This is a genomic window from Mesorhizobium sp. CNPSo 4689, from assembly GCF_057784325.1.
Genome location: NZ_JBWLUZ010000017.1, coordinates 61,620 through 83,509 on the forward strand (window position 1 = coordinate 61,620; position 21,890 = coordinate 83,509).

The window sequence follows — 21,890 nt, forward strand, 5'->3', positions numbered from 1 at the left end:
ATCAATTCCCCGCCTGTTGCTGCGGCAAGAGATACCCGGTCGTCGAATGGTCCAGCACCAGATAGCGCACTGCCACCGCCTTGACCTCGTCGGCGCTGACCTTGCGGATGCGGTCCGGCCATTCCTCGATATCCTTGACATTGCCGCCGGTGGCGAGCGTCGAGCCATACATGTTGGCCATGTCGTCCTGCTTGTCGCGGGCGAAGATCACCGAGCGGACATAGCGGTCCTTGGCCTTCTCCAACTCGTCCGGCGTGACGCCGTCCTTGGCGATGCGGGCGATCTCGGCATCGACCGCCGCCTCGACATCGCTGAGCTTGGCGTCGCCGCGCGGCGAGCCGTAGACGGTGAAGTTGGTGGCGTCGAGCATGGTGCCCTGGAACCAGGCGCCGGCTTCCCCGGCGATGCCCTGCTTTACTACAAGCTGCTGGTAGAGCCGGCTGCGGTTGCCCCCGCCAAGGATCTCGGCCAGCAGATCGAGCGCCTCGGCCTCGCCAGGCTGCGCGGTGCGATAGGACGGCACCACCCATTGCGTCGAAAAGCTCGGCACGGAAACGCGCGCATCGGCCAGCGTCACCGTGCGCTTGGTGTTCTGCTCCGGCTCGACCGGGCGGATGCGCGGCGGCAGGTCCGGGCCCCGCGCGACCTTGCCGTAGGTCTTTTCGGCCAGCGCCTTCACCATGTCCGGCTCGACATCGCCGGCGACGATCAGCACGGCGTTGTTGGGCCGGTAGTATTTGTCATAGAAGGCGATGGCGTCGGTACGGTTCAGCTTTTCCATCTCCTGCATCCAGCCGATCACCGGAATGCGGTAGGGCTGGTTCTGCCACAGCGTGGCGTCGACCTCCTCGTCGAGCACCGCCTGCGGGCTGCTGTCGATGCGCGAGCGGCGCTCTTCCAGGATGACATCGCGCTCGGTCTTGATGACATCGTCGGTGAGGATGAGGTTGCGCATGCGGTCGGCCTCGAAGCTCATCATCTCGCCAAGCGCCGACGGCGCCACCGTCTCGTGGAAGGCGGTGTAGTCGTAAGAGGTGAAGGCGTTGTTGGAGCCGCCGATGGCCGAGATGGCACGGTCGAACTCGCCGGCGGCGTGGTTGGTCGTCGCCTTGAACATCAAATGCTCGAAGAAATGCGCGATGCCCGATTTGCCGGGCGGCTCATCGGCGCTGCCGATCTTGTACCACACCATATGGGTGACAATCGGGGCGCGGTGATCCGGAATGACGACCACCTCCATGCCGTTGTTAAGCAGGAAATTGGTGACCTTGCCATCGTCGGCAGCGAGCGCGGGACCGGCCAGGGCCAGCGCGGTGGCGAGCACCGCGCTCCGCAGCCATTCAGTATGAGGTGTCATCGATGGCTCCGGTTATCATGGCGGGACGATAGGCGGGGTTCATGGACGAGGCAAAGTGAATTGTTCGTCATTTTCGAGGCGGCGCCTCTTCCTTTTCCCCTTGTGGGAGAAGGGGGAGCTTCACTCACCCAGCCTCGATGAACCGGATCACCGTTTCGCCATAGCCACGCTCGTCGACCACCGCGAACCCTGGCCCTGGCTCGAAGGGTGCCGATGCCACCTCCTCGATCACACAGAGCGCGCCAGGCAAAAGCCAGCCGCCCGCCTTGGCCGAGCGGAGCGCGCGTTCGCCAAGGCCCTTGCCGTAGGGGGGATCGGCGAAGACCAGGCCGAAAGCCGAAAGCGTGCCCGCCTCCCCCAAAGCCGTGGCGTCGCGGCGGAAAATCTTGGTGCGGCCGGTGAGCCCAAAGGTCTCGACATTGGTGCGGATCAGGCCGCGCCCTTCGGCCGATTCCTCGATGAAGACGCCGTAGGACGCACCGCGCGACAGCGCCTCGAGGCCGAGTGCGCCGGTGCCGGCGAAAAGGTCGAGCACGCGCGCGCCTGCGAGCTTGTCGGCAAAGCGGTGCGCCAGCACGTTGAACACCGCCTCGCGGGTGCGGTCGGTGGTCGGTCGGATGGCATGATCGCGCGGCGTCGCCAGCGGACGCCCGCGAAACTCACCACCGACGATTCTCATTTAAGTCTGGGCCTCATCTCGTTCTGGGACCCTTGGCACCGCCGCGCGGCCGGTCACCGCCCTTGCCGCCGTCCGGACGCTCGCCACGTGGCTTGCCGAACGGCTTTGCGCCAGCCGGTTTGCCATAGGACGGCTTGAACGAGGCCTTGCGCGCCTTGGCCTCTGCCGCCTTGGCGGCATCGGCTTCCGCCCTGCCCTTGCCGATCGGACGCGAACCCGGCGCCATCCAGACATTGGCCTTGCGCTGGCCCGGCGGCTCGATCGGCCGCTGCTCGCGTTCTGATTTCTTGCCGCCCCCCGGCTTGCCTCCAAATGCACCGCGAGGCCTGTCGCCAAAGCCGCCACGGGATTTGTCGTCGAAGCCGCCACGCGGTTTGTCGCCAAAGCCACGCTCGGGCCTGGGGCCGCGCTCGCCAAAGCTCTTTTCCGGCCCGGAGCCTCTGTCGGGACTTGTCGACAGCTTGCCCAGCGCCTCGTCGCGGCTGCCTTCGCGGCGCTTGCGGTTCTTGATCAACCCGCCCTCGCCGATCGGGCGTCGATCAACGCCGTCGCGCGCAAATTTCGGCCGCTCGACCTCCTCCGGGCGCGGCTCGGTCCGCCGCACCGGCTTGTTGGAAAATGGTTTTGTGATCTCGGCGTCGAAATTGGCACCCGACTCTTCGACCAGGCGCTCGCCGAGCTGGTCGCGCAGCACGCGGCCCTTGATCTCCAGCACATGGCCCTCCGGCAGGTCCTCGAGCTGGAACGGACCGTAGGAAATGCGGATCAGCCGGGTCACGTCGAGGCCGAGCGAACCGAGGATGTTTTTTACCTCGCGGTTCTTGCCTTCGCGCAATCCGATGGTCAGCCAGGCGTTCGAGCCCTGCTCGCGGTCGAGGCTCGCCTCGATGGCGCCGTAAAAGACGCCGTCGACGGCGATGCCTTCGCGCAGACCGGCGAGCACGCTTTCCTCGACCTTGCCGTGGACGCGCACGCGGTAGCGCCGCAGCCAGCCGGTGGCGGGCAGTTCGAGCACCCGCGACAGGCCGCCATCATTGGTCAGCAGCAGCAGGCCTTCGGTGTTGATGTCGAGGCGGCCGATGGTCATCAGCCTGGGCAGGTCGGCCGGCAGCACGTCGAACACGGTCTTGCGCCCCTCGGGGTCGCGGTTGGTGGTGACGACGCCGGCCGGCTTGTGGAACAGGAACAGCCTGGTGCGCTCGATCGGCGGGATCTCCATTCCGTCGAGATGGATGATGTCGCCGGGCATGACGTTGAAGGCCGGCGAGGTCAGAGCCCGGCCATTGACCTTGACGCGCCCGGCCGCGATCAGCTCCTCGGCGTCACGGCGAGAGGCAAGGCCGGCACGGGCCAGCCGCTTGGCGATGCGCTCGCCGGCTTCCTCCGCCGCCTCGGCGGGACGCGGGCGCGGCTTGAAGCCGCCACCCGACGAGCCAGTGCGCGACCCGCGCGACCGATCGCCGCCGAAATCGCGCTTCGGCCGATCGGCGAAGTCGCGCTTTGGGCGGTCGCTGAAATCGCGCTTTGGACGATCGCCGAAACTCGGGCGCTCGAATCGACGCTCGCCGCCCTCGGCCTCGCTGGCCATCGGCCGGTCGCCACGCGGCGCGTAGGGCTTGCGAGGACCTTCGCGCTTTTCATAAGGCTTGCCTTCGGGGCGTGGCCCCTTGCTGAACGGCCGCTCGCCGCTTTTGAAATCGCGTTTCGGACGTTCGCCTTCGGCGGCGATCGGCCGATCGCCACGTGGCGCGTAGGGCTTGCGCGGGCCTTCGCGCTTCTCATAGGGCTTGCCTTCGGGGCGCGGCCCCTTGCTGAACGGCCGGTCGCCACTTTTGAAATCGCGCTTCGGACGTTCGCCTTCGGCGGCCATCGGCCGGTCGCCGCGCGGCGCGTAGGGCTTGCGCGGCCCCTCGCGCTTCTCATAGGGCTTGCCTTCGGGGCGCGGACCCTTGCTGAACGGCCGGTCGCCACTTTTGAAATCGCGCTTCGGACGTTCGCCTTCGGCGGCCATCGGCCGATCGCCACGCGGCGCGTAAGGTTTCTTGGCACCGAAGGACGGCTTGCCGCCCTTGCCGGCGGCACCGTCGCGGCCGCGCGGCGCCGCGGCTCTCGGGCCGCTTTTGCCCGTACCCTTTTTGGGCCGGAATTTCTTGTCGTTGTCGTCCATGTGGCCTTTGCCTGTTTGCGCTGCTACAGCGTGGCGCATCCTTTCGGGCGCGCAAAGGACGCTGTAGCACTTTTGATTTGGCGCATGATCATTTCCGAAAACCGAGTCCGATTTTCGAGGTTATGCGCTCAATAACAGGATCACGCCTGAGTGGCGAGGAGATAATCGGGATGGAAACCCGCGTGAAGCGGCCGGATTTCATGGCGCTGGCGTTAAGGGAGGCCGAAGCAGCCGCCTCGCGCGGCGAAGTGCCGGTCGGCGCGGTCATCGCCAGCGGCGACACGGTCGTTGCCAGCGCCGGCAACCGCACCCGTGAGCATGCCGACCCGACGGCGCACGCCGAGATGCTGGCGATCCGCGAGGCTTGCCGCAAGCTCTCCAGCGAGCGGCTGACCGGTCACGATCTCTATGTGACGCTGGAACCTTGCGCCATGTGTGCCGGCGCCATCTCCTTCGCCAGGCTGCGCCGGCTTTATTTCGGCGCTGCCGACGAAAAGGGCGGCGCCGTGGTCAACGGCGTGCGCTTCTTTGCGTCGCCCACTTGCCACCACACGCCCGACATCTATCCAGGCATGGCCGAAAACGATGCGGCCTTGCTGCTGAAGGATTTTTTCAGGGGGCGACGCGAAACCTAGAGGCTCTGGGCTTTTGGCTAGGCTCTAGGCTCTCACCACGGCAGCCAGTCGAACATGCCGCCGGACTTGCTCTTGGCGGCCGCCTCCTTCTTGAGGCGGCGTTCCTTCTTGTATTCGTCTTCGCCGATATCGCCCTGCGGCGCGGTGGAGGCGGCGACGCGATAGTCCAGAGGCGGCTCGCTCAGATATTTGCGGGTGTTGGGATCGCCCTGCTTGCCTTCGGCCACACGGCGCTGGATCTCGGCGGCGCGGCCTTTGTCCGAATCCGCCGGCGACCAGCGCGGCGGGTGGCTGGAGGCCGAATCCGCCATGGCCTTCTTCACCGCCACCGGATCGGTCTGCACGTCGTCGACGATCTGCGACTGGTAGGCCGGATCGTCCTGGTGGGCGGTGGCGTCGGCACGCAGGCGGGCGCGGCGCGCCTCGGGCGATTCGGGCCAGTCGGCACTCGCCGTCTCGATGCTCTCCTGCGGCGGCGGCAGGTTTTCCTTCTGTCCCGGTGCCGGCTTCACCAGCTCAGGACGCGGCTTGTAGTCGATCTTTTCACCCCGCTTCGGCGAGATCGAAAAGGCGCTGGACAGGTCGCCGGCAAGCTGCTCGCCCGCGGTCTTGTCGGTTCCGTAGGTGGGCGAGCCCATGCAGCCGGACAGAGCGAGGCCTGATACGACAAGCGGCGCTAGCAGCGCAACGCGCGCGTAAGTTCTCTCGGTCATGCCAAAAAGTCCCACTTAGACAGCCTCTCGATCGCCGCCGGCCAAAGGTCCGGTCCCCATCACTCAAGCACTTGCGACGGAAATCCGGCGACAATTTGTCGTCCGGAGTTTCGCGTGTTTATCTCAACCGCTCGTTAAGGGCAACGCACGGGCGGCAAAGGACCGCCCGGCGTGGCATTTGTGCACCGGCTTATATTTGATGGTGCATGTCGTTTTTCCCAAAACCGCTACACACTTTTGGGCGACATGCATCATAAACGCCCGAGCGCCTTCAGCTCATGCAGGACAGCCGCATCGCGCGCCGAGACATCTGGGAATGCCTGGTCCTGCCCGACATCGGCGGTGTAGCGCCAGGAACGGGCGCATTTGACCAAGCCACGGTCCTCGGCCTTCTCCACCACCACGGCGACACCCTTGACGTCGTCCAGCGTAAAAGCCCCGTCAGTCGCTTTGCCATGGGTAATGACGAGGTCGCTGGTGATCGCCATCTCGGCCATGTCGACGTCCGATATCGCCGCTTCGAGCGTCGCATCGTCGATTGTGACGACTGGCACCGCCTCGAGCGAGGAACCTATGACCTTCTGGGCACGCGCGATCTCGAGCGCGCCGGTGACGACGCGGCGAACCTGCCTTACCTTGCGCCATTTTTCTGCCAGCGGCTCGTTCCCCCAGGTCTCCGGGATCTGCGGGAACTGGTCGAGATGCACCGAAACGGCGTCGGGGTGACGGTCGAGCCAGGCCTCCTCCATGGTGAAGGGCAGCATCGGCGCCAGCCATTTGACCAGGCAGTCAAACAAATGGCGCACGACCTGTACCGAGGCCTTCCGCTTCACACTGGATGGCGCGTCGCAATAAAGCGCGTCCTTGCGGATGTCGAAATAGAAGGCCGACAGTTCGACCACCATGAAGTCGAGCAGCGTGCGGGTGATGCGCTTGAACTCGAAGGCGTCGTAGCCCTGGCGCACCACTTCATCCAGTTCGGCCAGCCGGTGCAGCATAAGCCGCTCCAGCTCCGGCATCTTCTCCAACGGCACCTCCTCGCCATCGTCATGGGCGAGCGTACCCAGCATCCAGCGGATGGTGTTCCTGAGCTTGCGGTAGGCGTCGATGTTGGTCTGCAGCACGTTCTTGCCGAGCCGCTGGTCTTCCCAGTAGTCGGTCGTCACCACCCAGAGCCGCAAGATATCGGCGCCGGACTGCTTGATGACGTCTTGCGGCACGACAGTGTTGCCGAGCGACTTCGACATCTTTCGTCCTTCCTCATCCATGGTGAAACCATGGGTGACGACGGTGTCGTAGGGCGCCCTGCCCCTGGTGCCGCAGCTTTCGAGCAGCGAGGAGTGGAACCAGCCGCGATGCTGGTCGGAGCCTTCGAGATAGACGTCGGCCGGCCATTTCAGGTCCGGGCGATCCTCGAGTGTGAAGACATGGGTCGAACCCGAGTCGAACCAGACGTCGAGGATGTCCATCACCTGATGCCATTTCGCGGCATCGTGATTGCCGAGGAAACGCTCCTTGGCGCCGGCCGCGAACCAGGCGTCGGCGCCTTCCGTCTCGAAAGCGTCCATGATGCGCTGATTGACCGCCTCGTCCTTCAGCACATTGCCGTCCACGTCGGCGAAGACGGCGATCGGCACGCCCCAGGCGCGCTGGCGCGACAGCACCCAGTCCGGGCGCTCCTCGATCATGGCGCGGATGCGGTTCTGGCCGGCCGCCGGCACAAAGCGCGTGTCGTCGATCGCCTTCAGCGCACGGCTGCGCAGCGTCGTGCCGTCGCCGAGTTCCTTGTCCATATAGACGAACCATTGCGGCGTGTTGCGGAAGATGATCGGCTTCTTCGATCGCCACGAATGCGGGTAGCTGTGCTTCAGCCGGCCGCGCGCGAACAGCTCGTTGCGCTTGATCAGTTCATCGATGACGGCCTGGTTGGCGTTGCCCTTCTTGCCATTGTCGTCGATGACGCGCGCCGCACCGCCCTCGCGGTCCGGCCCGAAGCCCGGCGCGTCCTTGGTGAAGAAGCCGGCATCATCGACAGGGAACGGGATCGCCGTGTCGATGCCACGCTTGAGCAGCTCGGCAACCGCATCCGTCCAGGCGTCGAAGTCCTCGCGGCCGTGGCTGGGCGCGGTGTGCACGAAGCCGGTGCCGGCATCGTCGGTGACATGTTCGCCGGCGATCATCGGCACGGGGTATTCGTAGCCGCCGCCAAGCCCCCTGAAGGGGTGCGAAAGCGTAAGGCTTTCAAGCTGATCGGCCGAGACGTTGTGAAGGCGATTCAAGGTGATCTTGGCCTTGGCCGCCGAGTCTTCGCCGAGTGCGTCGGCAAAGATCAGCTTTTCGCCGGGCTGCGGGCCGAACGCGTTCTCCGCCGCCGTGACCTCATAGAGCCCATAGGCGACGCGCGGCGAATAGCTGACGGCGCGGTTGCCTGGGATGGTCCAGGGCGTCGTCGTCCAGATCACGACATGGGCTTCGAGCAGGTCCAGCGAGGATTCGGACAATGCCGCCGGCTGTTCACCTTCAGTGCCGGAGACCGGGCGGGCAAGGCTTGCGACCGGGAATTTCACCCAGATCATGTCGCTCTCGTAGTCCTGGTATTCGACCTCGGCCTCTGCCAGCGCGGTGCGCTCGACCACGCTCCACATCACCGGCTTGGAGCCGCGGTAGAGCTGGCCCGACATGGCGAACTTCAACAATTCGCCGGCGATGCGCGCCTCGGCATGGAAAGCCATCGTCGTATAGGGGTTCTTGAAGTCACCGACGACGCCGAGCCGCTGGAACTCGCCGCCCTGCACCGAGATCCAGTGCGCGGCGAATTCCCGGCATTCCTTGCGGAATTCGTTGACCGGCACCTCGTCCTTGTTCTTGCCCTTGGCGCGGTACTGCTCCTCGATCTTCCATTCGATCGGCAGGCCGTGACAGTCCCAGCCGGGCACATAGTTCGAGTCGTAGCCGCGCATCTGGAACGAGCGGGTGATGACGTCCTTGAGGATCTTGTTCAGCGCATGGCCGATATGGATGTTGCCGTTGGCATAGGGCGGGCCGTCGTGCAGCACGTATTTGGTGCGGCCGGCGGCGTCCTGCCTTAGCTTGGTGTAGAGGTCCATGTCCTGCCAGCGCTTGACCAGCAGCGGCTCTTTTTCGGGCAAGCCGGCGCGCATCGGGAAATCCGTCTGCGGCAGGTAAAGCGTCTTGGAATAGTCGATCGTTTCAGCGGTATCGGTCATTGGGGTGTCGGTCATCGATCTGCCATGTGCACTGCCCGGCGGCAAAAGGAGCTCGGGCGTTGAAGTCTTCGCTTTGACGCATATCGTTTTCCCAAAACCGGACCCACTTTTGGGCGACATGCGTTGATGATCTGGAAAAGCGCGAGAGGCCGCGCGCAACATTCCCGGCGGCTCCGGCGGCTCTCAGGCCACCCGGAACACCGGGCTCGTAATTCGTATCGCGATCGCAAAAAAGCGCGAAAAGCTCGTCATGGCCGGGCTTTTAGCGGATTAGGCGTCAGGAATAAAGCACGCAGTTCAAATCGCTACATCGAAAAGTCGAAGCGATAGGTGGTCGACACGCCGACCGTGAACTGGTTGCGGTCGCCGCGCTCCTTGACCAGGCTGGAATCGGCCGCCGGGCCCATCAGGCGCGAATATTCGCCGAACAGGCTGGCCGTCATCGGCTCGGTCACCTTCCAGGTCACCGCGCCGCCCAGACCGGTCGACTTCAGACCGCCGCCTGGATGGTATTCGCTCAAGCCCGACGCCGCCGCCTCCGTGGCGTTGACGCCGTAATATGCGTCGAAATAGTCCGCCGAGGCGAAGGAAATGCGTGGCCCGCCCGAAATGCGGACTGTGGGCGTTACATCATAAAAGGCGTCGGCGGCGATGTCGGCGACAAAGCCGTTGTGCGCGCGGATGCCGTGCCTGAGCTCGGCTCGGGCGCGTACCCAGTCCAGCGGATAGAATTCGAAGAAGCCGCCGGCCTCGCCACCCCAGCGCACGGGGTCGAGGCCTTTCAGCTCATCGTCGCTGTCGCGGGAAAACAGGATTTTTCCGGTCAGGCCGGCCCGCACGCTGCCATCGTCGATCAGCGCCAGCGAGATGTTGTCGTTGCGCGAGGTGAAGCGAGCCTGGGGGCCGGCCTTGCCGAGCGAGATGATCGGCTGGGCGCTGAGCATGTATTTTTTGCCGCCCTCGAAATCCGGCGCGACCAGGCCCGTGGCGCCGAGCGTCAGGTACCAGTCGCCGGAGAGCCAGCCGAAGGCGCCCTCGCCCGCCTTGGCAGTGGGCACAGCCAACAAGGTGGCCAGAAAAAGCGGAATCGCCCGGACAATACGCATCATCACCCCATACGCGAAACACACTGGAGAGAACACCCGGCAGCGTTCAAGCCATGGCGCCGGTTCGGTAAACTTTGGCTTAATATCCGTAACATCGGACCGGAATGTTTTGACATTGCAGCCAATTGAACGAGGCGCCGTGATCGCAGCACGCATTGGCTGCAGCCGGACAACGCAGCACTTGATCAGCTGCCCCGGTGACGCAGGACGTCTATCAATAGGGATAGAGCCGGCGACGTGTGACGCCGGCTTGGATAGTACAGATGATAGCCGGGGAAGTACGGGCACCATTCCTCCAGCACCCGGATAAGCCGCCCCTCCGCAACGTACGGAAGCACCTGGTCCTCAGGCATGTAGGCGACCCCCAACCCGTCCAGCGCCGAACTCAAGCGCATGCCAAGATTGTTGAAGACCAGCTGGCCGTCGCCCCGCACCTTCACCTCGCGGCCGTCTTTCTCGAGACCCCACGGGAACAGCCCGCCGTAAGTCGGCAGCCGCATGTTGATGCATTTGTGCGCGGTGAGGTCCTGCGGGGTTTGCGGAACCGGGAAGCGTTCGAAGTATTCTCGCGAACCGACCACGGCCATGCGAATGTCCGGCCCGATACGGACTGCCACCATGTCCTTCGCCACCTGCTCGCCCATGCGGACGCCGGCATCATAGCCTTCGGCGACGATATCCGTCAGGCCGTAGTCGACGATGATTTCAACCTGGACGTCGGGATAGTCCGGCAGGAAGCGCTTGAGGGCGGGCTGCAGTACGGAAATCGCCGGGTGCTCACCGGTGGTGATGCGGACTGTCCCGGCCGGTTTCTCGCGCAGCGCGTTCAAGGTGGCCAGTTCTGCCTCGATTTCCTCGAACCTCGGGCCCACGGTGCGCAAAAGGCGATCACCGGCTTCGGTCGGTGCCACGCTGCGCGTGGTCCGGGTCAGAAGCCTGAGCCCGACCCGCTCCTCAAGGTTGCGGATGGTCTGACTGAGTGCCGAGGGCGACACCCCCAACCTGGCTGCCGCACGCGTGAAGCTCCGTTCCCGGGCGACGGTCGCAAATGCGGCGAGATCGTTGAAATTCTGCATGATGTATTTGTTAGTCCAGCTAACAGGCTCATGCGGATTATAGCAGGTTATCGCATGATGCCGCATCCCCTATCTTCTTCGCAGCATCAACGGAGAAGGAGACCAGGCATGGCAGATGAAGGGATTTTGAGGATGGGGCGCCGTGGCTTTCTGGGCGCGGCGGGAAGTTTCGCGGCGACGCCGCTTCTCTTGGCCAGCGGTTCTCAGGCGCCAGCCCAGGAGAGCGCTCAAGCGACAGGCGTCAACAGCACCGCGGCACTGAGCGGGCGGCGGAAGCTGGGCTGGCTGGAAGTCTCCAGCCTCGGCATCGGCGTCCAGAACATGAGCCGGACCTATCAGACGACGATCCCGACCCGACCCGAGATGATCAATATTATCCGAACCGCGTTCGATCGAGGTGTCACTTTCTTCGACGCCGCCGAGGCCTACGGCCCGCATGAGGTCGAGCGGATCCTTGGCGAGGGAGTAGCGCCGTTTCGCGACCGCGTCGTGATCACCTCGAAGTTTGGTTGGAACATCGACCTGGAAACGGGCGAGCGGCGCCCGGGGCTGAACAGCCGACCCCCGGACCGCATAAAGCTGGCGGTCGAGGGCATGCTCAAGCGCCTGCGCACCGATCGCGTTGACCTGCTCTACCAGCATCGGGTCGACCCGGACGTGCCGATCGAAGACGTCGCCGGCGCTGTCAAGGATCTCATGGACCAGGGCAAGGTCACGCACTGGGGGCTGTCCGAGATGGGACTGAACACCCTCCGCCGCGCCCACGCCGCATTGCCGGTCACCGCCGTCCAGAGTGAATACTCAATGCTATGGCGCGGGCCGGAAAGCGAAGTGCTTCCGCTCTGCGAAGAACTGGGCATCGGCTTCGTCCCATGGAGTCCACTTGGCGTAGGCTTCCTGACCAGTGCCATCGACGCCAGGACGCGGTTCGCGGAGGGCGATATCCGCAAGATCGAGGGCCGGTTCTCGGCGGAGAACCTGCCACACAATCTGGCGCTCGTCGAGCTGGTCAAGAGCTGGGCCAAGCGCAAGCAAGCTACTGCCGCGCAGATCGCGCTCGCCTGGCTGATGGCGCAGAAGCCGTGGATCGTTCCCATACCCGGGACGACCCAGATGCCGCACCTGCTCGAAAATATCGGCGCGGCTTCGGTCCAGTTCACGCCCGAGGAGCTTGCGGAACTCAACGCCGCGGCCGGCGCAATCCAGGTTCAGGGCGCGCGCCTTCCCGACGCCGTGCTGATCTATTCAGGCGTCGAAGCGCCGGAAAAGAGCTGAGCCGACAGTCTCACACCACGATCGCATGGAAGTTCGTCATGAAAACTAGAACACTTGGAGACCTGCAGGTCTCCGCCGTCGGCCTGGGTTGCATGAGCATGACCTCCGCTTACGGGCCGCCAGCCAACAAGGCGGAGATGATCGGGCTCGTGCGCCTCGCGCACGAGCGGGGCGTGACGCTGTTCGACACGGCCGAGGCCTATGGGCCTTTCGCCAATGAGGAGCTCCTCGGCGAGGCGCTCTCGCCGATCCGCGACCAGGTCGTCATTGCCACAAAATTCGGGTTTGATATCGATCTTGAGACCGGTGCCCCCACCGGCGGTACCAACAGCCGGCCCGAGCACATCAAGCGTGTCGCGGACGCTAGCCTCAAGCGCTTGAAAACCGACCGTATCGACCTGTTCTACCAGCACAGGGTCGATCCGAACGTTCCGATCGAGGACGTCGCCGGCGCTATCAAGGACCTGATCGCCCAGGGCAAGGTCAACAATTGGGGGCTTTCTGAAGCGGGCGTCCAGACCATCCGCCGCGCGCACGCAGTCCAGCCGGTCACAGCGGTGCAGAACGAGTACTCGCTATTCTACCGGGGCGTCGAAGCGGAATTGTTGCCGGTCTGTGACGAGCTTGGCATCGGTTTCGTGCCGTTCAGCCCATTGGGCGCGGGGTTCCTGACCGGCAAGATCGACGAGAATACCAAGTTCGACCCGGCCGACTTCCGCAACGTGCCACGCTTCTCGCCGGAGGCGCGCAAGGCCAACATGGCCCTGGTCGATGTCGTGAAAGGCGTGGCCGAGCACAAAGGCGCGACGCCCGCCCAGGTCGCACTCGCCTGGCTGCTCGCGCAGAAGCCCTGGATCGTGCCGATTCCGGGTACCACCAAACGTCACCGTCTTGAGGAGAACCTTGGCGCGGTCGACGTGACGCTGACCGTGCAGGATCTGCAGGAACTCGCCGACGCCCTGGCGAAGATCGAGGTCCAAGGCGAACGCCTGCCCGAAGCCGCGCTCAAGATGACCGGGCTCTGATCGGGATCTGCACCATGACCGATGCTCAAAAGCCGACGAGGCGGAAAATCCTCATGTCATCCCTGCTGCTGCCGCTCGCTGCCGGAAGCGCATCGGTCACGCAGACCGGAGCGGCGCCCCGCTCGGACGGCAAGTCGCTGGTGGCGTTCTTTTCGCGGAGCGGCAACACCCGTGTCATCGCCGGACAGCTCAGCCGGGCGCTGCCGGCCGATCTCTTCGAGATCGCGCCGGCGAGACCCTACCCGGCCGATTATTTCGAAACTGTCGAGCAGGCGCGGCAGGAGCGCGATCGCGGCGACCGGCCGCCGCTCAAGGAGCAGCTTCCGAACACCGCATCCTATGCGACGGTGTTCCTGGGGTTCCCCATCTGGGGCGAAACCGCGCCGCCCGTAATCCGCACTTTCCTGGCAGTCCACGACCTTGCGGGTAAGACCATCATTCCGTTTATCACGCATGGCGGCTTCGGACTCGGCAACAGCCAGGCCGTTCTGGCCAGCCACGCACCTCAGGCGCGCCTGATGGAAGGGTTCTCCATGCAGGCGCCCCAAGAGCGCCAGACTATCGAGCGCGTCACCCAGTGGCTGGACGCGCTGAAAGTCAAATAGTCGGTTACTCGTCATGGGACGGCGGCGGGCCGTCACCTGAAATCATAGTCACCACGGCCTTGGCCGCATGGATGCCCTACGCCGCCTGAACGATCTCGACCAGCTCAACGTCGAACACCAGATCCTTTCCGGCCAACGGATGATTGCCGTCGAGCTTGACGCTGGCGTCGTTCACGCCGACGACCGTTACCGGCATGGGGCGCCCCTCGCGGGTCCTGACCTGCAATCGAGTACCGATATCGACATTGATGTTGTCCGGCACGCGGGCGCGGTCGATGGTCATGACCGCTTCAGGGCGGTGGGGGCCATAGGCTGCTTCGGCGGGAACGGTGACCGTGCTTTTCGCGCCGACCTCCATGCCCTCGACATGGGTTTCAAGGCCGGGGATCACTTGCCCTTCACCTAGTGTGAATTGCAGCGGTTCGCCGCCGGAAGCATCGAATTGAGTGCCGTCGGCCAGACGTCCAGTATAATTGATGCGCACGGTGTCGCCATTCTTGGCCTGTGTCATGGCAGTCGTCCTTTTGGGAGTTTTTGAGGGACCGGCCAGAGTTTCACGGTCCCGTTTTTCGAACATCCACGCACTAAGGTGCGCGGTACGGAACTCTAAAACTAGGGGCCCGGCTGCCGATGTAAACCCACCGGTTGAGCTACGAGCGGTCGGCCCCTCGACAAACGACCCCATGCAACATGGTTGGGTGTGGCCGCCGGCAGCCTGCTCGCTAGACGGGCAAGGTCATCGGCGTTAACCTCCACGCAGCTTGATGCGCGGCGAGTCCCCCGAGGAGATGCAGCCATGACCTTGCAAGGCGATGCCCTGAAAGACGCGATTGGCCGGACGCGGGACAAATGGGGGTGGTTCGTGGCGCTGGGCGTCTTGCTGCTGATCTTCGGCGGCATCGCCTTCGGTAATCTGTTCATCGCCACCGTTGCTTCGGTCTATGTCGTGGGATGGTTGATGCTGTTGGGCGGCGCGATCGAGATCATCCATGCGTTCGGCGTCAAGACCTGGGGCCGTTTCTTCTACTGGCTGCTCAGCGGCCTGCTCTATGCGGTTGCCGGCTTTTTCGCCTTCGACAATCCGATTTTAGGTTCGACGGTGCTGACCTTCTTGCTGGCGATCGCGCTCGTCGCATCGGGTGTGCTCAGGGCCTGGGTCGGCTACAACCACCGGCCGGAGAGAGGTTGGGGATGGCTGGTCGCGGCCGGCGTCATCAGCGCGCTGGCGGGTCTGGTCATTGCCATGGGCTGGCCGGTCAACAGCCTCTGGGTGCTCGGCATGTTCCTGGCCATCGATCTCGTCTTCCAGGGCTGGAGCTTCATTGCCATCGGTCTGGCGCTGAAGAGGTAGGTCACGCCAGATTGAGCAGCGTCATCGAAATGACGGCCAGCGCGATCCCAAGATATTGCATCGAGGAGAGTTCCTCCTTGAAGATAAGGACGACGACAAGCGGGGCGCCGACCACGACGATGGTGTTGACCAGTGCTCCCGTCACCGCCAGGTTCATGCGCGTGTCGATGAAAGCGAAGGCCGAGTAGGACAATGGCGCAACGCCATGACGATGGTCAGGCTGCGGTTGTTGCCGGTCTTGCCCCAATGCGCGCTTAAGCCATCGCACAGGATGAACATACCGGAGCAAAGCAGCACCGCGCTCCACACAAAAGTGTGGATTTTCATCAAGGAGCATTGGGCGCGTTGACGGCGGCCCTCAATGAACCGCTTCACAGTCCGTCGTATTTCTCGGCTGTTTTCGACCGCGAGTCTTGAAAACCGTCAAAAAGCGATCGCGCTATCCAGCTCCGAAAGCGGCCTGACGCCGGCAAGCAGCGCCCTCGCCTCGGCCTCGTCGCGCTTCATCTGCACGACCAGCGCGTCGAGCCCGTCGAACTTCACCTCTGTGCGCAGGAAGCTGAAGAACGACACCTCGCAGGTCTCGCCATAGAGATCGCCGGAGAAATCGAAGACAAAGGTTTCCAGCAGCGGCGCGCCATTGTCGTCGACAGTCGGCCGGCGGCCGAAGCTGGCGACGCCGTCATGCAGCGAACCGTCGGCACGGCGGAAGCGGACGGCATAAATGCCTTCCTTCAGAGTGGCTTCCGGCGAAAGCCTCATATTGGCTGTCGGGAAGCCCAGCGTCCGGCCGAGCCGCTGGCCACCGATCACTTCGCTCTCGACGGTGAAGCGATAGCCGAGCAGGCCTGCTGCCTCGGCGACAGCGCCCTCGCACAGGAGAGCGCGGATGCGGCTCGACGACACCACCTCGGCGCCCTCGTCGCGAAACGCATCGACCAGCGTAACGCCAAAACCATGGCGCTCACCGGCGGCCATCAGGAAGGCGGGGCCGCCCTGGCGGTCCTTGCCGAAGTGGAAGTCGAAGCCGGTGACGGCATGGGTTATGCCGAGGTTTTCTTCCAGAATACCGGTCACGAAGGCTTCTGCCGACAGCGAAGCAAACTCGCGCGTGAACGGCTGTTCGACCAGAGCGGCGAAGCCCAGATGCGACAGGAGCCGCGCCTTCATCGGCGGCGGCGTCAGCACGAACAGCGGGATATCGGGCCTGAACACCTTTCGCGGATGCGGCTCGAAGCTCAGCACCAAAGGCGGCGCGCCGCGCCGCCGCGCTTCGGCGAGCGCGCGGTCAAGCACCGCCTGGTGACCGCGATGGACGCCGTCGAAATTGCCGATCGCCACCACGCCGCCACGCAAATGAGCCGGCAGCGGCGATGTTGCGGAAACGCGTTCGAAGGCTTCGGTCATCTTGAGGCTTCCGTCATCGGGGCGATCCTTCTCCCCTACTGCAGTCTCGGAATGACCGCGACAGGCCGATAGCCATGCTTTTCGAGAAAGGCCGCGAGCCTGGCGGGATCTGGCTGCAGCGGATCGCCATAGTCGCGCGCATGGATGCCACCGGAGACATAGAGCACGTCGAAACCGTTGTCGGCCGCGCCCTTTATGTCGGTCATCATGCCGTCGCCAATGGCCAGCACCTGGGAGCGCTCGACGGGATGGCCGAGCATGTGGGCGACCTCGCGCATCGCGACGTCATAGACCGGCGCGTAGGGTTTGCCGGCGATCAGCGTGCGTCCGCCGAGCTGGGCATAGTCGCGGGCCAGCGCGCCGGCACACCAGATCATGCGCTCGCCGCGCTCGACCATGATGTCGGGATTGGCGCAGATGAAAGGCAGGTTCCTGGCCCGCAGCCGTCGCAGCAGCTCGGCGTAGTCCTCGGGCTTCTCCACCTCGTCGTCGAACAGGCCGGTGCAGACCACGCCGGAGGCCTCGAACTCCTCGACAAGATCGACGTCGAGGCCGTCATATAGGGTGAAATCGCGGTCGGCGCCGATATGAAAGATCTTTCTGGGACCCTCGGCGATCAGGTCGCGGGTGACGTCGCCGGAGGTGACGACGCGGTCATAGGCGGTCTGCGGGACACCTATCGCGTTCATCTGCGCCACCACGTCGGCGCTGCGGCGCGGAGAATTGGTGATCAGCACGACCGGCAGCTTCGCCGCGCGCGCCGCGGCCAGCGCCGCGGCCGCAGCCGGGAAATGCCATTCGCCATTGTGCACCACGCCCCAGACGTCGCAGAGGATGGCCGCATAGGCCGCCGACAAATCCGCGAGCGAGCCGATGATGTCGGGCGAATCCGCCATGCCGTTTTCCCAGTCGTTCGTTGCGATGGCCGCCGCCGACGGTCCGCCGCAGCCGGTCCCGCATTAGCGGAAGCGCTCCGTCCTGTCATCAGCTTTCGCCATCGGCGGTGGGGCTGGCGGTCAGGGGCGCGGCATCACCGCCTCGAAGGCTGATCCGGCACCACAGGGTTAACGCGCAGTCAAAAAGGCGGCGCGACCTTGATGCTTTCGAGCAACGTGAAATTTAACGATCTGTGACCATGGTCGTAGATCGATTGCGACTATGGTCGTATATTAGCGGGAGCTAAAGACAATGTTCCGCAGGTTTGTGCGCGACAGGCGCGGCAATTATGCCTTGATGACCGTCATCACCATGGTGCCGCTGATGGGCGGCGTAGCGCTCGCCGTCGACTATGCGGAACTGGTGCGGCAGCGGCAGGAGACGATGAACGCGCTCGACGCGGCCGGTATTGCCACGGCCCGGCAGATCGTCTCCGGCGCGACCGATGATGCCGTCAAGGCCTACGCCAAGAGCTTCTTCGAAGCCAATCTGAACCACGTCAAGCCCACCAATACGACGCTGACCGTCACGCTGCCCAGCACCAACACCGGCGGCGGCACGCTCGTCCTTCAGGCTGCCCTGAAGTATCATCCATACTTCCTGCCTGCGGCCGCGATGCTGATCGGCAAAGCTTCGAGCAACACCGAGGTCAACATTACCGCAAGGTCGGAAGTTCGACTCAAAAACACGCTAGAGGTTGCGTTGGTGCTCGACAATTCCGGCTCGATGAGCACACTTGGGTCCGGCACCGGGCAGAAACGCATAGATCTGCTAAAGGCGGCCTCCAAGCAGCTGATCGATTCGCTTGCACTGCAGGCCCAGCAGATGAAGCAGGTCACGAAACCTGTGCAGTTCTCTGTGGTGCCTTTCTCAGCCTCGGTCAATGTCGGCCCGACGCATGATGGGGATAGCTGGATGGACCAGGACGGCATCTCGCCAATCCAGCACGAAGATTTCGACTGGACGAAGATGACCTCCAGCAACGATTCGAATAAGTATGCCGAAAAAAGCAATGGCGTCTGGTACAAGCGCGGGGATGGCTGGGGGGACGGCAAGGACGAGCCTCTGACCCGTTTCAGCCTCTACGCCGACATGACCGTCGAGTCTGGCCGCGAGGAGGTGCCCAACTCCCAGCAGTACATATGCGGTGTTTACAACAAGAAAAACAAATGTACCGAGGGCCATTGGACCGATCCGCAGTATATCTACACGACCAGCCGCTATGCCAGTTGGCAAGGCTGCGTGGAAGCGAGGCCGTATCCTTACAATGATGACGATACGACGCCGGATACCGCCAATCCGGCAACTTTGTTCGTGCCGATGTTCGCGCCGGATGAGGCCGGGACTCTCTGGCGCGATTTCAACCGCGACGACACCAACGATGTCAGCAGCGTGTCTTACGGCTACAGCAACAATTGGTGGGCCGACTGGCCTTACGACCCAGCCAACCCGACGGCCAGGCAGCGGCAGTCGGACATGCGAAAATATTTCCTGATCAAGCCTTATGGTTCTGCCTCTGCTTCGTCGGGCGACGGTCCGAACGCGGCTTGCACGACCAATCCGATCACGCCGCTGAAGGACGTCACCGTAGCCGCCGAGAAAAAGCAACTTGATGACGCTATCGACGCCATGGCGCCGACCGGCAATACCAACGTCCCGGAAGGCCTTGCCTGGGGCTGGCGAGCCGTTTCGAGCAACGAGCCCTTTACGGAAGGCCGGCCAAACACCGAAAAAGGTAATGACAAGGTGGTGATCGTGCTGACTGACGGCGCCAACACATACAGCGCCATCAGCGACAGTCTTTATGCCAACAACGAGTCGACCTATGCCGCTTACGGCTTCACCGGGCTAACATATCCCGGATCGGGAAGCGTGACGCGGTTGTTCATGAACACCAGCACCGACGTTGGGAAGACTACGTATACGGATTCCAACTATACGGCAGCCCTGGACGAGCAGATGCAGACGCTTTGCGCCAATGCGAAGGCCTCGAACATTCTCGTCATGACCGTCTCGCTCGACCTCGTCGAATCAAAGGCGAGCGAAAAAAAGGCGATTACGGCGCTCAAGGCCTGTGCATCAGACTCGCGGTTCCGCAAAGACCCGACCGATACCACCAAGCCGGCCAAGCTATATTGGAATGCGACAGGAGCCACCTTGTCTCAGAGCTTCAAGGAAATCGCCGACGAACTGTCGAACCTACGCATCGTCAGCTGATCGGCTGGCCATCAAAGCAAGGGCTCCTTACATAAAATGCGTGAACTCTGGCGTGACTTCTGCCGCGACCGGCGCGGCAACTATGCCCTCATGACCGTGCTCGCCATGGTGCCGTTGATGGGCGGCGTGGCGTTGGCCGTCGACTTTGCGGGCATGACCAACGAAAAGCAGAGGGTGGTGAACGCGCTCGACGCCGCCAACTTCGCCACCGCCCGCCGCCTCGCCGAAGGCGCCACCGACGACCAGTTGAAGGTTTATGCGCTGGACTTCTTCAGGGCCAACCTCGGCAGTGTCGATCCGGCCAACACGACACTCGACGTCACGCTGCCCAGCAGCACGACCGGCGGCGGCCTGGTGAAGCTCTGCGCGGCGCTGGTGTACAAACCCCATTTTCTTCCGGCGGCGGCGATGCTGATCGGCAAAACCTCCACCGATGTCGACTATTCCGTCTGCTCGGAGGTCCGGCTGAAGAACACGCTGGAAGTCGCCATGGTGCTCGACAATTCCGGCTCGATGAGCACGGCCGGCACCGGTTCGGGGCAAAAGCGCATCGATCTGCTCAAGCAGGCCGCAAAGCAGCTCGTCGACACGCTGGCCTTGCAGGCGGCAGCGATCAAGCAGATCGACAAGCCGGTCCAGTTCAGTCTCGTGCCCTTCGCCGCCTCGGTCAATGTCGGGCCGGACAACGACAATGCCTCGTGGATCGACGCCTATGGGCTGTCGCCGGTCCACAACGAGAATTTCGACTGGTCGACGCTCAATGCCGCGGACAAATATGCCCAGAAGATCAACGGTATCTGGTACAAGAAGGGCGCCGGCTGGGGCGAGGAAGAAGGTCAGATGCTGACCCGGTTCTCGCTCTACCGCGACATGAAGGTGGTGACCAGCCACGAGCGCGTCGTCGGCAGCAAGCGTGTCGTCTGCGACGAGTACCGGTCGAACCACACCTGCAAGCGCAGCCACGATGAATACGACTACAACGACACTTACGGCCCGTTCGCCATCTGGCAGGGCTGCGTCGAGGTCCGGCCCTACCCTTACAATGTCAATGACGAGCCGGCCTCCGGCGGCCCCAACAACACCGGCACGAGCGTCGGCGATCCGGCCACCATGTTCGTGCCGATGTTCGCTCCGGACGAGCCGGGCAACCATTGGTACCTGACGCAGGATCCGGATGAGGCGAAGCCTGTCACCTATGGCGCTGCAAACAGCTGGTGGAACGACGATCCGACAAGCACCACCGGCAAGACGCGGCAGTCCAACATGGCCAAGTATTTCCAGCCGCGGCCGATCGATGCGCCGGTGCTGTCGAAGGGCGCCGGCCCCAATTACAGCTGCACTACAACGCCGATCACGCCGCTGACCGACGTCACCAAGCCGGAAGGGCTGACGGCGATCAAGGCGGCGATCGACCTGATGGCGCCCAACGGCAACACCAACGTGCCGGAAGGCATGGCCTGGGGCTGGCGCACCGTGTCGAGCACCGAACCCTTCACCGAAGGGCGGCTGGAGACGGAGCGCGGCAACGACAAGGTCGTCATCGTGCTCACCGACGGTGAGAACACCTATTCGACGGTAAGCAGCGATCCGGCCGGCAACAAGTCGACCTATGCCGCCTATGGCTATACCGGCCTCGCCTATTACGGCACGGCGGTGACCCGGCTGTTCGGCGGCACGTCGAGCGACGTTGGCCAGTTCAACTACACTTCGAGCAATTACACCAAAGCGCTCAACGAGCAGATGGCGACGCTGTGCAACAACGCCAAGGCGGCCAACATCATGGTGATGACGGTTGCGCTCGACATGTCGTCGACGGACGCCGGCGACGTCAAGGCGATGGAAGCGCTGAAGACCTGCTCGTCCGACTCGCGCTTCCGCAAGGACCCGACAGACGCCAGCAAGCCGGCCAAGCTGTTCTGGAATGCGACCGGCGCCACGCTGTCGGACAATTTCAAGGAAATCGCCAACGAGCTGTCGAACCTGCGCGTGGTCAGTTAGAGGCGGCTTCGCCGCTTTCGCCAATTGTCAGCGCTGGCGCAACCACTCCCTCTCATCATGCCCTTGCGGTTGTTGAAGGCACATGGTGAGTGTTCCCGCCACCACCCGGAGACGCC

The 21,890-nt window shown here is 63.7% G+C and carries 18 protein-coding genes; 7 read left to right on the forward strand and 11 right to left on the reverse strand.

The window, feature by feature from the left end; genetic code table 11:
• Position 1: 1 nt before the first annotated feature.
• The 3 genes from AC04SI_RS20815 to AC04SI_RS20825 form a co-directional block, all read right to left on the reverse strand.
• Entirely contained in the window at positions 2-1,357 is a 1,356-nt protein-coding gene (locus AC04SI_RS20815; RefSeq protein WP_404275925.1) for a M16 family metallopeptidase, read from the reverse strand.
• Between the two features lie 124 nt (positions 1,358-1,481).
• Positions 1,482-2,036 (reverse strand): 16S rRNA (guanine(966)-N(2))-methyltransferase RsmD, encoded by a 555-nt coding sequence (rsmD, locus tag AC04SI_RS20820; protein WP_404275926.1) that lies wholly within the window; start codon positions 2,034-2,036, stop codon positions 1,482-1,484.
• A gap of 13 nt (positions 2,037-2,049) precedes the next feature.
• A complete protein-coding gene (locus AC04SI_RS20825; RefSeq protein ID WP_404275928.1) occupies positions 2,050-4,203 on the reverse strand; it encodes a pseudouridine synthase in 2,154 nt (717 codons plus the stop codon).
• Between the two features lie 182 nt (positions 4,204-4,385).
• On the opposite strand from AC04SI_RS20825, the gene AC04SI_RS20830 reads away from it, so the two are divergent.
• Positions 4,386-4,838 carry a nucleoside deaminase gene (locus AC04SI_RS20830; protein ID WP_404275939.1) on the forward strand — a complete coding sequence of 151 codons (453 nt, stop codon included), beginning with the start codon at positions 4,386-4,388 and terminating at the stop codon, positions 4,836-4,838.
• 32 nt (positions 4,839-4,870) lie between these two features.
• Here AC04SI_RS20830 and AC04SI_RS20835 read toward each other — a convergent pair whose 3' ends face one another.
• From AC04SI_RS20835 to AC04SI_RS20850, 4 genes are all read right to left on the reverse strand, one after another.
• The gene (locus AC04SI_RS20835) at positions 4,871-5,551 is read right to left on the reverse strand and encodes a hypothetical protein (protein ID WP_404275929.1); all 681 of its coding nucleotides are present in this window, start codon (positions 5,549-5,551) and stop codon (positions 4,871-4,873) included.
• Positions 5,552-5,802: 251 nt separating this feature from the next.
• The gene (gene ileS, locus AC04SI_RS20840) at positions 5,803-8,778 is read right to left on the reverse strand and encodes an isoleucine--tRNA ligase (RefSeq protein WP_404275941.1); all 2,976 of its coding nucleotides are present in this window, start codon (positions 8,776-8,778) and stop codon (positions 5,803-5,805) included.
• 305 nt (positions 8,779-9,083) lie between these two features.
• A complete protein-coding gene (locus AC04SI_RS20845) occupies positions 9,084-9,884 on the reverse strand; it encodes a MipA/OmpV family protein (protein WP_404275943.1) in 801 nt (266 codons plus the stop codon).
• 185 nt (positions 9,885-10,069) lie between these two features.
• Positions 10,070-10,960 (reverse strand): LysR family transcriptional regulator, encoded by an 891-nt coding sequence (locus AC04SI_RS20850; protein WP_404275931.1) that lies wholly within the window; start codon positions 10,958-10,960, stop codon positions 10,070-10,072.
• Positions 10,961-11,068: 108 nt separating this feature from the next.
• Here AC04SI_RS20850 and AC04SI_RS20855 point away from each other — a divergent pair, with 108 nt between their 5' ends.
• The 3 genes from AC04SI_RS20855 to AC04SI_RS20865 are packed head-to-tail and all read left to right on the forward strand — an operon-like array spanning position 11,069 to position 13,865.
• On the forward strand, positions 11,069-12,235 hold the full coding sequence (locus AC04SI_RS20855) for an aldo/keto reductase (protein ID WP_488474804.1): 1,167 nt from the start codon (positions 11,069-11,071) through the stop codon (positions 12,233-12,235).
• 38 nt (positions 12,236-12,273) lie between these two features.
• Entirely contained in the window at positions 12,274-13,260 is a 987-nt protein-coding gene (locus AC04SI_RS20860; RefSeq protein WP_488474805.1) for an aldo/keto reductase, read from the forward strand.
• 53 nt (positions 13,261-13,313) lie between these two features.
• Positions 13,314-13,865: a flavodoxin gene (locus AC04SI_RS20865; protein ID WP_488474806.1), complete on the forward strand. Its 552-nt coding sequence runs from the start codon at positions 13,314-13,316 to the stop codon at positions 13,863-13,865.
• A 76-nt stretch (positions 13,866-13,941) separates the two neighbouring features.
• Here AC04SI_RS20865 and AC04SI_RS20870 read toward each other — a convergent pair whose 3' ends face one another.
• Positions 13,942-14,376: an FKBP-type peptidyl-prolyl cis-trans isomerase gene (locus AC04SI_RS20870; protein ID WP_214470250.1), complete on the reverse strand. Its 435-nt coding sequence runs from the start codon at positions 14,374-14,376 to the stop codon at positions 13,942-13,944.
• A 285-nt stretch (positions 14,377-14,661) separates the two neighbouring features.
• On the opposite strand from AC04SI_RS20870, the gene AC04SI_RS20875 reads away from it, so the two are divergent.
• Positions 14,662-15,216, forward strand: a complete 555-nt coding sequence (locus tag AC04SI_RS20875) for an HdeD family acid-resistance protein (protein ID WP_404284174.1) — start codon at positions 14,662-14,664, stop codon at positions 15,214-15,216.
• 1 nt (position 15,217) lies between these two features.
• On the opposite strand, the gene AC04SI_RS20880 is transcribed toward AC04SI_RS20875, so the two are convergent.
• From AC04SI_RS20880 to AC04SI_RS20890, 3 genes are all read right to left on the reverse strand, one after another.
• Positions 15,218-15,409: a hypothetical protein gene (locus AC04SI_RS20880; protein ID WP_404284176.1), complete on the reverse strand. Its 192-nt coding sequence runs from the start codon at positions 15,407-15,409 to the stop codon at positions 15,218-15,220.
• Positions 15,410-15,639: 230 nt separating this feature from the next.
• Positions 15,640-16,623, reverse strand: coding sequence for a bifunctional riboflavin kinase/FAD synthetase (locus AC04SI_RS20885; protein ID WP_404284177.1), 984 nt, complete (start codon positions 16,621-16,623; stop codon positions 15,640-15,642).
• Between the two features lie 35 nt (positions 16,624-16,658).
• The gene (locus AC04SI_RS20890; RefSeq protein WP_404284178.1) at positions 16,659-17,519 is read right to left on the reverse strand and encodes a TIGR01459 family HAD-type hydrolase; all 861 of its coding nucleotides are present in this window, start codon (positions 17,517-17,519) and stop codon (positions 16,659-16,661) included.
• A gap of 292 nt (positions 17,520-17,811) precedes the next feature.
• Between AC04SI_RS20890 and AC04SI_RS20895 the strand changes: the two genes are divergently transcribed.
• Positions 17,812-19,776, forward strand: a complete 1,965-nt coding sequence (locus AC04SI_RS20895) for a pilus assembly protein TadG-related protein (RefSeq protein ID WP_488474807.1) — start codon at positions 17,812-17,814, stop codon at positions 19,774-19,776.
• A gap of 36 nt (positions 19,777-19,812) precedes the next feature.
• A complete protein-coding gene (locus tag AC04SI_RS20900) occupies positions 19,813-21,774 on the forward strand; it encodes a TadE/TadG family type IV pilus assembly protein (RefSeq protein ID WP_488474808.1) in 1,962 nt (653 codons plus the stop codon).
• Positions 21,775-21,890: the final 116 nt, after the last annotated feature.